Raw genomic sequence first — 13,213 nt, 5'->3', positions numbered from 1 at the left:
TATAAAGGATATTTTACATGATCCTCAACCATACAGTCAAACGTCATGCTTTTGTTGAGCTTAAACAAACTACCTTTTTGGTCAGTAAATATGACATGTAAGGTTTGTAAGATCGTTTTTTTAACATTATAAAAAAAATCTTGTCAACTTTCATGTATTCTGATTATAATGACAATAAGAATTTCACGATGTGTAAAGAAACTTAACATTCGAGGAGTGGTCTTCATGAGAAAAAAGTGGTTAGTTGTATTATTGTCCATGCTGGCGGTTCTGGCTTTCCCGGTAGGTGCGTTTGCTGCTGACGGGCCAACAAATATTCAACTTCAAGCTGGACTAAACACGGCCTTTACATTCTTGGCGTTTATACTTGTGTTTTTCATGCAAGCGGGGTTTGCGTTGCTGGAGGCAGGCTCAACTCGAATGAAGAATGCGGGTCATGTCGCTGGTAAAACGATTCTCACGACAGGTGTTGCGGCTTTGTCCTTCTGGGCCCTCGGATTTGGATTCGGCTTTGGCAATGATAGCGGCAACGGATTTATGGGGCTGACAGGTTTCTTTATGAGCGGGACAGATGCTGCTGCATCATTTGATACTCTTTCAGGTTTGGATGTTCCAATTACGATTATGTTTTTGTTTCACTTTGCTTTTGCTGCGGTTTCGCTTTCGATCGCATGCGGGGGGATGGCAGAGCGTGCAAAATTAAGTGTATACATTATTTTCGGTATTTTGTTCTCCATCGTGATTTATCCAGTTGTTGCTCATTGGGTATGGGGCGGCGGTTGGCTTGGCAAATTGGGAATGCAGGATTACGCTGGTTCAACCGTGGTCCATTTGACGGGTGCTACGGCGGCACTTGTCGCTACACTGCTGCTCAAACCGCGTCTGGGCAAATTTAATAAAGATGGCAAGCCGAACATCATCCCTGGTCATAATCAGGTGTACTCTATCCTGGGTGTTATTATTCTCTGGTTTGGCTGGTTTGGATTTAACCCAGGTAGTGCGGTTTCTGCTATGAATGACGGATTCTTTGGATATGTAGCTCTGACTACAAATATTGCTGCTGCGGCAGGTGGGGTTTTCGCTTTGCTCGTATCCTGGATGGTATACGGAAAAGCAGACATTCCGGCTATGCTAAACGGTGTGCTGGCAGCTTTGGTTGCTATTACGGGTTCTTGTGCCTTTGTAGCACCTTGGGCCGCACTGGTCATTGGCGCAGTTGCAGGGATCGTCACTTTCTTCACAGCGCAATGGTTTGAGCGTGCGAGAGTGGATGACCCGGTATATGCTTTCTCCGTGCATGGTGTTGCAGGAATGTGGGGCGCAGTATCCACAGGGTTGTTCGCTACTCCTGAGCTTGTAAAAATAACAGGTGTAGGTCAAGCGGGTCTGTTCTATGGTGGCGGTTTTACGCAATTAGGAGTGCAGCTGCTCGGACTGGTTGGGACTTTGGCTTTCGTATTCGTTATTTCCTTCATTATTCTGGGTGCGATGAAAGCCATTATGGGTATTCGCGTTACGGAAGAGGAAGAAACGATGGGACTCGATATCAGTGAACACGGTACGTACGGTTATCCAGAACAAATGAAGTTAGTTACCGAAGCGGAAAAGCGTTCTGGAATTGTCAGCTAATATGTAAAATATAAAGAGCCAGTATGGATGAGCGGAGGAGATGGAAGTATGGAACTGCAAAATATGGCCCCTTGGGTGAGTTCCACTGAAGCGATTGATCATGCAGATACACCTGAGTCGTTAAGGCAGGCCAGGGTCGATTCTCAGAGATGGCTGCTGGCTTCCCAAGCCTCCGCTCCGTTATCAGACTGGTTACGAACGGCGAACGAAATGCATGACCGCATCGCGGCCAGAGCTGTACAAATGTGTGAAAAAGGGATGGTTGAGGATGGCTTCGGCCCTCCTCCCGTCCCTTACGCATTTATAGCCTTCGGAAGTATGGGGCGCTCGGAATCGACGCTGTGGAGTGACCAGGATAACGGTATGATTATCAGTGACCTAGTGTCTGCTGATAAAGAATTGTATTTTAGCGAGTTTGGCCGCAGAGTATCTGCGATGCTAGAGCATTTGGGATACCCCAAATGCGAGGGGAAAGTGATGTGCTCGGAGCCGTTGTGGCGCCTTACATTGTCTGGGTGGCAACAACAGCTGTCGAAATGGTCAGAGGATTTTGCCTGGGAACCGATTCGTTATCTCATTATCTCGTCTGACATGAGACATATCGCAGGCGACGAGCAATTGTCTGTGGAATGGAAGCAAGGCTTTTATAAGTTGTTTCGTAAACATCCCGATTTGCCTTCAGCGGTACTTAGGAACACGGTAAGACATAAAGCAACCCTTAATATTTTAGGTCAGATCGTTACCGAGCGATTCGGTGAGCATGCAGGCGATTTTGATGTGAAATACGGGTTATATATTCCGTTGGTGAACGCCATCCGTTTTTTGGCATTGCAACATGGTGTGGAGGAAACTTCTACCTTGAAAAGGCTCAGGCGTCTCGCATCACTTGAAGCGGCACCGTTGCCCTTGCTTGATGCTTGCGAGCGAGCCTTTCGGATTGCACTTCAGCTTCGAATGGCTACACCAGCGAGGGAGAAGGATGGGTTGCTGATCAGTAATGGCTATCTGGCTGTCAAACCGTTGAAGCAAGGTAAGGGCTGGCATGAGCTGCGAGAGGCTCTTTCAACAGTACGACGGCTGCATCGTGCGTTGCAAAGGCAGCTGCGGTTTATGGAAGGGAGAAGGTCATGAAGGAACCGGCGCAGGGAGGTGGCTTCTGGAGTGCCCTCCGTAGAGGAGGAGTGCCGTCGGCAATCGCATCTGTAATGGGGGCTCCTACGGCCCAGCAGATGGCGTTTATTCGGTCCTTAACGCGTGAACAACGGCGTTCAGAAGTATTGCGTACCCCGCTGGAGCGTTTGGAGACAGTAGTTTTTGATCTGGAAACGACAGGATTTTCTGCACAGCATGGAGATGAGATTTTATCATTCGGAGCGATTCGGGTTGTCGGGGATATGATTATGGAGAAAGAGCAGTTTTATACGCTTGTCAATCCACGGACGGAGATTCCTGAACACATTACTGAGCTTACTGGGATTACCCGGGAAATGACGGATGAAGCTCCGCCGCTTATGAATGGTCTGCATGATTTTATGTCCTTTGTAGGTGGGCGGGTGCTTGTAGCGCATGCCAGTGCTCATGATAAGGCCTTTTTAAATGCTGCGTTATGGAAAACATCTAAAGTTCAGTTAACTCATCGTGTACTAGATACCATGATGCTTGCCAAATGGCTGGAGCCACAGCAACACCAAACCTATAGTTTGGATGAATTGCTGGCCTTTCAATCCATTCCGATTGAAGGGCGTCATCATGCGTTAGAAGATGCGAAGATGACTGCTAAGCTATGGGTGGCATATGTTCAGGAAATGCTGAAGCGTGATGTAACGAATTTGGCGGATGTCTACGCACACCTGAGCCATGCCTGATTCTGTACAAGGTATAAATCTCTCACTACATCATTACAGCAAGTTCGCGATTTTCGTGAGTTTGCTGTTTTTTTTGCGACCTGTTCGGATTTAGAAGATTAGAGATGAGGAGGGTGTGGGCATCCTATGGGAAGGATAAGGTCATTTAGACAAAAGGCAGGTGATAAGACTGTGAAAAGATTTCTTTTCATCAAAGCGATAATTGTGCTGCTTATGGTTAGCTCTTCATGGGGAATTATTGCAAACACAGCCTGTGCAGCAAGCCTGCCCAAGAAAAATATATCCTTGGCAGAGAAATATAAAGGTGAGAAAGAGCTTGATGTTGAGAAGGATGTTGGGACTGAATCAGCTACAGCAGAGGTAATAAAAAGAATCAAACCTGGGCAACAGCTTCCTTCTATGATTTTAAAGGAGTTAAACGGCAAGTCCTACGATATAGGGGCTACGCGGAATAAAGCGATGATCCTTAGCTTTTGGGCTTCATGGTGCGATCCGTGCCGATTAGAAGCGCCTATGCTGAATGAATTGTATAGTAAACATAAACATGAGGTAGATGTGTATGGCGTCAATGTAACCCGCTATGACCGGTTGGAGGATGTGCAGAAGTTTTCCCGTTCTTTGAACCTCAAATTTCCCATTTTACTGGATGAACAAGGAGCGTTGTTTGAACAATTTGGAGGAGCGGCTTTTCCGACTCATGTAACGGTTGATGACCATGGGCGGGTACGAGAAATTATAATCGGCATGCTCAGTGAACGAGAGTTGGAGGATAAAATAGAAGCACTTTCAAAAAAATAAGGTGACTTTGGGGGCCGAGTAAACCTCCAACGTCACCTTATTGTCTCATTGTAGTAGTTGATTAGTGGTTAACTAATCCATGATGAGTAAGCTCTGTTTGTGCATTTTTTGGAGTTGGGGCTTCCAGCAATGCGTAACGGAAGCTGTCCAAGAGTGCTTCCCAGCTAGCTTCAATTACATTTTCGGATACGCCTACGTTACTCCAGACATCCTCATAATTTTTGGACTCAATGAGCACGCGTACCTTGGCGGCGGTGGCGTCTTTTTCGTCGAGCACGCGTACCTTGTAGTCAGCCAAGTGCATGTCCCGCAAGGCCGGGAAATATTGGGAAAGGGCTTTGCGGAGTGCGTTATCAAGCGCGTTGACAGGACCATTTCCTTCAGCTGCAGTATAGACACTTGTCCCTGCAACATTCAGCTTTAAGAATGCCTCGGAGACGACCGGTCTGCCCGCTGTTTTTTCTACCAGCACCTTAAAGGATTCGAAAGAGAACATTTCCTTCACTTCACCGCCGGCTTCACGAATAAGCAATTCCAGCGAAGCATCCGCGCCTTCAAACTGATAGCCCTGATGCTCAAGCTCCTTAATACGACTAATGACACCGCGCGCCTCATCACTGGATGGATCAAGGGAGATGCCCAGTTCTTGCGCCTTGGATACAACATTGCTTTGTCCAGCCAATTCGGAGACCAGGACCCGCTGCTTGTTCCCCACCAGTTCAGGAGCGATGTGCTCATAAGTTCGTGAATCGCGCAGAATAGCTGACACGTGGATGCCTCCCTTGTGGGCAAAAGCAGCATTGCCTACATATGGCTGGTTCACAGGCAGATTGACGTTGGCGACTTCGCTCACAAAACGGGCTGTATTGTGGAGTTGTTTGAGCTTCTCCGGATTTAGACAATCGTAGCCTAGTTTGAGCTGCAAGTTCGGGATGACCGAGCACAGGTTGGCATTTCCACAACGTTCACCGTAGCCGTTTATGGTGCCTTGCACCTGCCTAGCACCTGCTTGAACAGCACTTAGTGAGTTGGCTACGGCCAATTCGCAGTCATTGTGAGTATGAATGCCCAACTGTGACTTCGTTATCTGATTTTGCAGCGTAGTAACAATTTCCTGTATCTCATGCGGTAGAGTGCCGCCGTTGGTATCACACATCACGAGCCAATCCGCGCCGGCTTCCTCCGCTTTTTTCATGACGGCAAGTGCATACTCGGGGTTGTTTTTATATCCGTCAAAAAAATGCTCGGCATCAAAAATTACCTCCATGCCCCCTTGCTTTAAAAAGGCGATGGAGTCATAAATCATAGCCAGGTTTTCCTCCAGTGTTGTCTGTAAGGCGGTGTGTACATGAAAATCCCATGATTTACCGACCAGGGTAGCAGCCTGAGCGCCAGATTCCAGAATCCGTTGCAGATTCACATCCTGCGCTGCGATGCTGTCTTTGCGACGTGTGCTGCCGAAGGCAACAATCTTGGCCTGAAGGCCAAGTTCCTGTACCCGTTTGAAAAATTCAATATCCTTACTGTTGCTCCCGGGAATCCCGCCTTCAATATAGTGAACACCGAGATCATCGAGTTTTTTTGCGATTTTCAATTTGTCATCAGCAGACAAGCTAATTCCTTCTCCTTGAGTGCCGTCTCGCAGCGTTGTGTCAAAGATAGAAATAGCGGTGGACATGAGGGACTCCTCCTTTGCGGGTTGCTCAGATTGGTGATGCTCTGCTTTTTTAAGCATGATTTAGTTTAATTGATTAACGCTTAAAAACACGAAAGCGTTAGTTTGTCGTGTTCGTATGATAGTCGATTATAACAACTAATGACTTCAAATGTAATATATATTTATCATTTTTCAACGCAAAACCTATATTTTTTATGTAAAATAGAAATAGTATGCAAGGGAAACCCAAGTATAAAATCAAAGAACATATTTCTGATATGACGGTTGAATTTTACAGTTAAAAAGAAGGGTTGAGCATGAAAGATGTCAGTGCTTATTATCCAGTTGGTGGACGAGTTATTCTGCATGTGGATATGAACGCATTTTATTGTTCCGTTCATGCAGCGGAGGAGCCGGAAAAATATAAAGGATTGCCTACTGCAGTGGCTGGCAGCAGTGAGCTGCGCAAAGGTGTAATTGTAACCTGCTCTTATGAAGCACGACGATTGGGTATTTCAACAGGGATGGTTGTACAGCAGGCTCGCCGGATCTGCCCACAGCTTATCGTGATACAGCCTGACTTTCATTTGTACCGTCGTTATTCCAAAGCATTTATGAGTATTGCTTACTCGTATACACCTATGCTGGAAGCCACTTCAATTGATGAGTGTTACCTGGATATTTCCGGTTCCAAGCAGTTTGGAACACCTTTGGAAATTGCTGAGGAAATTCAGCGTAGGGTAGAGGAAGAGCTAGGCTTGCCCTGCTCGATTGGAGTAGCGCCCAACAAACTGCTGGCCAAAATGGCCTCTGATCTAAAAAAGCCGCGCGGGATTTCTGTTCTACGTTTACGTGATGTGCCCAACATTTTGTGGAATCTTCCATGTGGCCAATTGTTTGGTGTGGGGCGCAAAACGGCAGACAAGCTTCTACAACTAAATATTCGCACCATTGGGCAATTGGCCAAGGCAGATGAGCACATGCTGGTTAGTGTATTTGGTGTAAATGGTTCTTGGTTGAAATTGGCGGCGAATGGAATTAATCATTCTCCGGTCAGCACTGAACGGGAGCCAAACAAATCCATCGGTCACACAACCACACTGCCTATGGATGTAGTAAAGTTGGAAGAAGCTCAAAGGGTACTGCTTAACATTAGCGACCAGGTAGCCCGGCGGCTTCGACGACACGGTATGTTGGCAGGTGGTATTCAACTGACGATTCGGACCCCGGATATGAAGACCTTTACGCGTTCTCAAGTTAGGAGTACGCCTACGGAAAGTGCAGAAGACATATATAAGGAAGCTTGTGCATTGTATCGTCGCCACTGGGGAGAGGATAAGCCGGTGCGTTTGTTAGGGATTACGCTGCAGCAGCTCATTCCTAAGGAGGAAGCGGCTGTACAATTAGATCTATTTGAATACCAGGACCAGCCTAAAAAAGAAAGCTTACTGAAAACGATGGATGCGCTGCGCGATAAGTTTGGTGAAAATGCAATTTTGACTGCGGGGATGCTGGGAGATGATCCTTCGGTACTGCTTCGTAATTCCAAGTTGCGCGGAACTTCGCTGCAAAAAGACAATTTACCTACTCCGGAGTGAACATCGGTGAGGGTTAACGTTAGTATTAGTAATACATGTTATAAGCATTTTTTGCATGAAGGATAAAGGAAAATAATTTGTAATAATATTGGGTTTGTATTAATATGTGAATAGAATGCAAAAGCTGGTTTGTTTGATTGTATAGGAGGAAGAGAAAAGTTATGGCTAAGTACACTTGGGTAGAAAAAGATACATGCATTGCTTGTGGAGCTTGCGGCGCTACGGCACCAGACATCTATGATTATGATGATGAAGGTTTGGCTGAAGTAATCTTTGAAGGGGATGCAAACCAAGGCATCAAGGCGATCCCAGAAGATCTGTTTGATGATATGCAGGATGCTTGCGACGGTTGCCCTACAGATTCTATCAAAGTTGCAGACGAACCGTTCAATAAAGAAGGCTAAGTGTAGACTTCTTGGACAGGCACAGCACCGCCAGTACCCTTCGCCGTATAACGGTGAAAGTATGCTGGCGGTGCTGTTTTTTTATGTGCTGTCCATTAAGCTCATTTTGACCGATATACATAATAGTAAATAAGCAAGATTACCCGATTAGGAGGATCCGATGGACCATTCGCCTCATCTTAAATCGTATGTAAAAAAGCACCCTGATAATAAAATGGCCTGGTATTTACTCGGTAAAGAGTATGAAAGCAGCGGTCAGGAGGGGAAAGCAAATTATTGCTTCAATCGTGCAGGGGAAGTGTTCGAAGCCTTTGAGCATAAACAGATTCCGGCAGACGTATGGATGGAATATCAGGATAAACTGGTTCAGATGTCCAAGGAGAAAGAACGGAGAACTGCTCGAACACGCCACCTTTTAACTGTGTTAATGGTACTACTACTCATCTGGGTTCCTTCAGCCAACTCACCGAGCATTTCACCTAAGAGCGCATCCGTTCCATCCGGAACGGAGCATGCAGCGGTTGATCATGTCGAAGGTGCGAAAGCGGCTACTGCAGATCCAAAGGAGAAGGCACAGAACGGTGAGCCTTATGCTGGTGGTGTGTTTACGGCTCAAGCTCGGCAAGGAAGCGGAGCTGGAACGGCGTTTACGGAACTGTTGGCAAAGACGAGTCAAATGCCTTCCAAGATTACGGTGCTGGGCATGGAGCAGAGGGGGACATGGCTGATCTGGAGAGAAGGTATGAAGCCGTTACTAAGTGTACAGAACAAGGGAAACGGCGGATTAGCAGTTCAGTCTTACGACGCCGCTGCATGTGCTTGCAAGCCGTCAGATAGTGAAACCCTCCGCATAACAGGTCTAAAATGGGCTGCGGGACAAGAAGAGCTGGCTGTGCTGAATAGCGCCATGCGTGCTTTTCGCTCACAGCATCAACGTCTTCCCCAAAGTCTTGAGGAACTGACCCGAGACTTTCCCAGTAACACGATGTACGGTACGACTGACGGGATGAAGAAGGCTTTTACACCTTTGCGCAATGTACTTGCTTCTTCAGGGCAGGGAACAGGGAAGACAGAAGAACAGAACACAGGCTCAGCGGCTGAAAATAGTCTATTGCTGGCATCGTCACTGCATGGACGGCCTTTTCTGGGGCAACCGCTCCGAATTGTGATAGATAAATCCAGGCACAGGCTAGCATTGGTGAGTGGCAATATACTTATTCGCAATTATCCCATCGGTTTGGGCGGGGATAGAACACCGGAAGGAAAATTTGTGATTACCGATAAAGTCGTAAATCCGAACGGCAAATCCAACGGTGAGTTTGGCAGCCGTGGTATGCAACTGTCTGCAACCAATTATGCTATCCATGGTACGAACGAGCCAGACAGTATCGGCAAAAATGAATCGCTGGGTTGTGTCCGCATGGGGAAGGAAGACGTGGAGGAGTTGTTTGCACTCGTGCCTTCAGGTACAGAGGTGGTCATTGGTAACGGAGGACTGCCTGATCAAGTGCTTGTACCCGGTTCCCGATTTACGAGTGAGCCGCAGCACGACCAGACGAATCCCCGTAAAACCTATCACTGGCTAAATTAACATTGTGATGCCACTGCTACTTGTTGATTAACGGTTTCCTGCTTGTGCTAAAACAATGACCAGAACAATTACGATGATGAGTAGAACAAAGCTGACAGCGGTCCATACGATCGCTTTCTTGTTCACCTCATCCTTTTTCTTTTGCAGACTGGGTGGTTTGCGTTTGGTCTTCATTACAGCAATCCCTCTTTTCTTGCGGGCTAAAGTCCTGTCTTACTATGTCCATTGTAAATGGTTTGATTATACATTTTCAATGACATCTCCATGACAACTGAGTTGTTCTGATGCTGGACCTCGCAAATTACTTTCTTTTTGGTATGGAAAAAGCTAAACTATTTTGTAGAGATGTTTTTAGGATTGTGCAAGGGTATAGAACGGAGTGGATGAATGGTGTTGTATCGAAGGATTGCAAAACCTGTTTTTTTCAAAATGAGTCCAGAGAGGGCCCATCATGTAGTCATCGACTGCTTAAAACATGCGGGTTCACTTCCCGGTGGAGCAGCGACGTTGCGAGGGATGTATGGAGTCAAGGAAACGGAAGATCTTGCCGTTGATCTGTTTGGTATTCATTTTCCCAACCCGATTGGACTGGCTGCGGGACTGGATAAAAATGCTGAAGCTGTTGCCGGTTTTTCTTCCATCGGGTTTGGATTTATGGAAGTAGGCACGGTGACACCTGTCGGACAGCCCGGCAATGATCAACCCCGTTTGTTTCGACTGCCTCCTGACGAGGCATTAGTGAATCGGATGGGCTTTAACAATCTGGGTGCTGAGAGCATGGCCAAACGTTTGGCTGCCCTAAAACATCGACCTGTACCGGTTGCTGTTAATATCGGCAAAAATAAAGTCACGCCAAATGAGGATGCCCATAAAGACTATGAGAAGTGTATTTCCGCACTGTATCCGTATGCGGACTTCTTTGTAGTGAACATTAGTTCGCCCAATACTCCGGATTTGCGAAAACTCCAGCATGGCAGTGAACTAAAGTCGTTACTGGAAGCGGTTCGGGCAGAGATGGGAGTTCAGGCGAAAAAGTATGGTAAAGCCAAGTCTGTATTGGTTAAAATTGCGCCGGATGTATCGGACGAGGAACTGGAATATATGACCGATGCGATTGCAGCCAGCGGAGTGGATGGCATTATTGCGACGAACACGACAATATCGAGGACCGGTCTGACGCATCGAAATGCAAGTGAAACCGGAGGGTTGAGTGGCAAGCCGCTACGTGACCGTTCTACAGAGGTCATAGGACGGGTGTATCGTCAGACGGAAGGGAAGCTGCCTATTATTGGATCAGGTGGTGTTTTTACCAGTCGTGATGCCTATGACAAAATTAAAGCAGGCGCTAGCCTGATTGAAATTTATACAGCATTGATCTACGAAGGGCCAGAAGTAAACCGGGCTATACATGCCGGTCTGCGTGAGCTGCTTCGAAAGGACGGCTTTAGACACATTACCGAGGCTGTTGGTGCAACTCACAGATAAAAAAGTGTTGTCGGAAGAGACAGGAGGTACGGGGATGGACGGAAGAGACTGGGGAACATTTTTGCTGCCATACGATCAGGCGGTGGAAGAGCTTAAGGTCAAGTTCAAAACAATGCGTGCGGAGCTGAAAAAGCGCGAGGAATACGCTCCTATCGAATTCGTAACCGGGCGGGTTAAAAAAATATCCAGTATCCTCGATAAGGCGAAGAGATTACAGGTTTCACTTGATCAGCTGGAGACGGGGATCGAGGATATTGCTGGCATTCGCATTATGTGTCAATTCGTAGAAGATATTCGGCGGGTAGCTGAATATATTCGAAGACGTAAGGATTTGACGGTACTATTCGAAAAGGACTATATCACCAATTATAAAGATAGCGGCTATCGCAGCTTTCATATGATTGTGGAATACCCGGTTCAGACAGCAGTGGGGTTAAAGATCGTGCTGGCCGAAATTCAAATCCGTACGTTGGCTATGAATTTTTGGGCAACCATAGAGCATTCTCTGAGCTATAAATATCGAGAGAGTTTGCCAGATGATATGCGGGCCCGATTGAAAAAGGCGGCTGAGGCAGCCTTTGTGTTGGATAATGAAATGTCTTCCATCCGTCTTGAAATATTGGAAGCCCAGAAAAAGTTTGAGGATGAAGCCAATATTGTATCCAAAGTGCTAACAGGCATGCACCGTCTGTATTTCTACCATAAGATCAGTGAAACGATTGAGGCGCAGCGCAAGTTTAATGAACTGTGGGAGCGGCACGACATGGAAGGAATCAAGCAGTTGCATGATGAGGTCAAGGAGATGCTGGAAGCTTCAACTAAGGAAGAAGACAGGGATGAATATTAAATGGTGAATCCTTCCTATGAACCGTTGTACGTGACTTATTTGGTATACTTCAATCGGGATCGGGATTACTTTGAATGTCATGAGGTACTGGAAGAGCTGTGGCTTAAGCTGGACCGAGACCCTGTATATAAAGGTTTGCTGCAAATTGCTGTAGGACTGTATCATTTTCGCAATGGTAACTATCGTGGTGGGTACATGATGCTGGACAGTGCGGTGCACAGGCTGGAACATGCTTCTTCGCAAGCGCTGGGCATTAATCTGGCGAAGCTGGTAGACGAGGCGCGCGCTTGCGCCCGGCAGCTTGCTGAAGCTGTTATGGACGGTTCGAAAGAGCTCCAACGTCAACCACCGGTTTATCGGGATTTGACGATTGAAATTGTCGAGCCCGGGCTGCGTCAGGCCGTGGAAATGGCATCCTCGTCCGTTCCGGTCAATATCCCTCAGCAGAGAGGTCCTCGGCGTGGGGAAAAGCATGCGCAGCGTCAGCAGGCGCTGGCAGCTTCGATTAGGCGCAGACAGGCTGCCAGCAGCTTACGCTCAGCTACGGTGGAAACGAAGGATGCGCCATGATGTTGTAGCGCATAATAAACGAGCAGCCCGATCCGTTTCATAGGTCGGGCTGCTTTATCGTTGTCAGGCGAGTGATTACTTGTCTAAGAGGTCACGTTCTTTTTATATTTCTCAAAGAAGGCTTTGAAATCGTCGAGTGTGTATCCGTTGTCCGAAGGGTTTTCCTTCAACCCACCCACCATGCGATCCTTTTCTACGCCTTTTTCGTAATAAACAAGTGTAGGAGTATACTCAATCTTGTATTTGTCCCAGCCGGCCTCATACTCACGCAGGTTAAATTCATGCATCGTGATGCTCTCTTGCTTGCTCAGAGGCATAAGCTTGGGAGTAGTGGCACGGCAGTGAACACAGTCAGACGCGAAATGATAGACGAAAAAGCTTTCCTTTTTGTCAATTTTACTTTGTAGATCTTCAGGCTTAATAATCTGCTGATAGTTCGGATCATTTAGCAATTCCTGAGTAGCAGGATTTAACGAGGCTGTGGAAACGCCGTACAGCTTGTTTTTAGTGCCTGAGTTTAGAGCGAGCAGCACTCCAAGCAAAATGACAAGCACAACAAAAAAGCCAATGACAGGTATGAGCTTTTTTTTGTTGGATTTTTGTGCGTTCAATGGAATCTCTCCTATCAAAAACTAAAATATGTAACTATGAACCTCATTATTATACAACATTACAGACTGTAGTGAAAGTTTGTAAATCACACAGATATTGTCGGATAACAGGTTGATTATGGTACAATAAAATTTATTTTAACAGGACAGGATGATTA

General features: G+C 46.6%; 13 protein-coding genes. 10 read left to right on the top strand and 3 right to left on the bottom strand.

All coding sequences use genetic code 11. The features are described 5' to 3' along the window. The first annotated feature begins 225 nt into the window (after positions 1 to 225). The 4 genes from ACQQ6X_RS18050 to ACQQ6X_RS18035 all read left to right on the top strand — a co-directional run bounded on the left by ACQQ6X_RS18050 (position 226) and on the right by ACQQ6X_RS18035 (position 4,292). Positions 226 to 1,629 (top strand): ammonium transporter, encoded by a 1,404-nt coding sequence (locus ACQQ6X_RS18050; RefSeq protein WP_305166443.1) that lies wholly within the window; start codon positions 226 to 228, stop codon positions 1,627 to 1,629. A 48-nt stretch (positions 1,630 to 1,677) separates the two neighbouring features. Beyond that, positions 1,678 to 2,760, top strand: a complete 1,083-nt coding sequence (locus ACQQ6X_RS18045; protein WP_305166442.1) for a DUF294 nucleotidyltransferase-like domain-containing protein — start codon at positions 1,678 to 1,680, stop codon at positions 2,758 to 2,760. After that, positions 2,757 to 3,494, top strand: coding sequence for an exonuclease domain-containing protein (locus tag ACQQ6X_RS18040; protein WP_063209170.1), 738 nt, complete (start codon positions 2,757 to 2,759; stop codon positions 3,492 to 3,494). Before ACQQ6X_RS18045 ends, ACQQ6X_RS18040 begins: the two co-directional genes overlap by 4 nt. Positions 3,495 to 3,665: 171 nt before the next feature. Next, on the top strand, positions 3,666 to 4,292 hold the full coding sequence (locus ACQQ6X_RS18035) for a TlpA family protein disulfide reductase (RefSeq protein WP_305166441.1): 627 nt from the start codon (positions 3,666 to 3,668) through the stop codon (positions 4,290 to 4,292). A 61-nt stretch (positions 4,293 to 4,353) separates the two neighbouring features. Here the strand turns inward: ACQQ6X_RS18035 and cimA are convergent, their stop codons facing one another. Further along, positions 4,354 to 5,970 carry a citramalate synthase gene (gene cimA / locus ACQQ6X_RS18030; protein ID WP_063209172.1) on the bottom strand — a complete coding sequence of 539 codons (1,617 nt, stop codon included), beginning with the start codon at positions 5,968 to 5,970 and terminating at the stop codon, positions 4,354 to 4,356. Between the two features lie 296 nt (positions 5,971 to 6,266). Here cimA and ACQQ6X_RS18025 point away from each other — a divergent pair, with 296 nt between their 5' ends. From ACQQ6X_RS18025 to ACQQ6X_RS18015, 3 genes are all read left to right on the top strand, one after another. Continuing rightward, positions 6,267 to 7,547 carry a DNA polymerase IV gene (locus ACQQ6X_RS18025; RefSeq protein WP_149032653.1) on the top strand — a complete coding sequence of 427 codons (1,281 nt, stop codon included), beginning with the start codon at positions 6,267 to 6,269 and terminating at the stop codon, positions 7,545 to 7,547. Positions 7,548 to 7,708: 161 nt separating this feature from the next. Then, on the top strand, positions 7,709 to 7,951 hold the full coding sequence (locus tag ACQQ6X_RS18020; protein ID WP_064796146.1) for a ferredoxin: 243 nt from the start codon (positions 7,709 to 7,711) through the stop codon (positions 7,949 to 7,951). Positions 7,952 to 8,111: 160 nt separating this feature from the next. Continuing rightward, entirely contained in the window at positions 8,112 to 9,542 is a 1,431-nt protein-coding gene (locus ACQQ6X_RS18015) for a L,D-transpeptidase (protein WP_305166440.1), read from the top strand. A gap of 27 nt (positions 9,543 to 9,569) precedes the next feature. Here the strand turns inward: ACQQ6X_RS18015 and ACQQ6X_RS18010 are convergent, their stop codons facing one another. Beyond that, positions 9,570 to 9,716, bottom strand: coding sequence for a hypothetical protein (locus ACQQ6X_RS18010; protein WP_167669723.1), 147 nt, complete (start codon positions 9,714 to 9,716; stop codon positions 9,570 to 9,572). A 216-nt stretch (positions 9,717 to 9,932) separates the two neighbouring features. Here ACQQ6X_RS18010 and ACQQ6X_RS18005 point away from each other — a divergent pair, with 216 nt between their 5' ends. From ACQQ6X_RS18005 to ACQQ6X_RS17995, 3 genes are read left to right on the top strand one after another with little or no spacing between them, the layout of a single operon-like run. Further along, positions 9,933 to 11,027, top strand: a complete 1,095-nt coding sequence (locus tag ACQQ6X_RS18005; protein ID WP_305166561.1) for a quinone-dependent dihydroorotate dehydrogenase — start codon at positions 9,933 to 9,935, stop codon at positions 11,025 to 11,027. Positions 11,028 to 11,061: 34 nt separating this feature from the next. Beyond that, positions 11,062 to 11,874: a GTP pyrophosphokinase gene (locus ACQQ6X_RS18000; RefSeq protein ID WP_064796143.1), complete on the top strand. Its 813-nt coding sequence runs from the start codon at positions 11,062 to 11,064 to the stop codon at positions 11,872 to 11,874. After that, positions 11,875 to 12,444 (top strand): DUF309 domain-containing protein, encoded by a 570-nt coding sequence (locus ACQQ6X_RS17995; protein ID WP_305166439.1) that lies wholly within the window; start codon positions 11,875 to 11,877, stop codon positions 12,442 to 12,444. Between the two features lie 83 nt (positions 12,445 to 12,527). Here ACQQ6X_RS17995 and ACQQ6X_RS17990 read toward each other — a convergent pair whose 3' ends face one another. Beyond that, a complete protein-coding gene (locus ACQQ6X_RS17990) occupies positions 12,528 to 13,055 on the bottom strand; it encodes a thioredoxin family protein (RefSeq protein ID WP_305166438.1) in 528 nt (175 codons plus the stop codon). Between the last annotated feature and the right edge of the window lie 158 nt (positions 13,056 to 13,213).

Source organism: Paenibacillus ottowii (genome assembly GCF_050516475.1).
Classification (GTDB): domain Bacteria; phylum Bacillota; class Bacilli; order Paenibacillales; family Paenibacillaceae; genus Paenibacillus; species Paenibacillus ottowii.
Note: the sequence above shows the minus strand (reverse complement) of the source record. Positions and strands in the feature narration are given on the sequence as shown.

What these genes read in the sequence shown, in the direction of transcription:
- ACQQ6X_RS18050 (WP_305166443.1), top strand. Translation starts at nt 226, where the DNA reads ATGAGAAAAAAGTGGTTAGTTGTATTATTGTCCATGCTGGCGGTTCTG.
- ACQQ6X_RS18045 (WP_305166442.1), top strand. Translation starts at nt 1,678, where the DNA reads ATGGAACTGCAAAATATGGCCCCTTGGGTGAGTTCCACTGAAGCGATT.
- ACQQ6X_RS18040 (WP_063209170.1), top strand. Translation starts at nt 2,757, where the DNA reads ATGAAGGAACCGGCGCAGGGAGGTGGCTTCTGGAGTGCCCTCCGTAGA.
- cimA (WP_063209172.1), bottom strand. Translation starts at nt 5,970, where the DNA reads ATGTCCACCGCTATTTCTATCTTTGACACAACGCTGCGAGACGGCACT.
- ACQQ6X_RS18025 (WP_149032653.1), top strand. Translation starts at nt 6,267, where the DNA reads ATGAAAGATGTCAGTGCTTATTATCCAGTTGGTGGACGAGTTATTCTG.
- ACQQ6X_RS18020 (WP_064796146.1), top strand. Translation starts at nt 7,709, where the DNA reads ATGGCTAAGTACACTTGGGTAGAAAAAGATACATGCATTGCTTGTGGA.
- ACQQ6X_RS18015 (WP_305166440.1), top strand. Translation starts at nt 8,112, where the DNA reads ATGGACCATTCGCCTCATCTTAAATCGTATGTAAAAAAGCACCCTGAT.
- ACQQ6X_RS18010 (WP_167669723.1), bottom strand. Translation starts at nt 9,716, where the DNA reads ATGAAGACCAAACGCAAACCACCCAGTCTGCAAAAGAAAAAGGATGAG.
- ACQQ6X_RS18000 (WP_064796143.1), top strand. Translation starts at nt 11,062, where the DNA reads ATGGACGGAAGAGACTGGGGAACATTTTTGCTGCCATACGATCAGGCG.
- ACQQ6X_RS17995 (WP_305166439.1), top strand. Translation starts at nt 11,875, where the DNA reads ATGGTGAATCCTTCCTATGAACCGTTGTACGTGACTTATTTGGTATAC.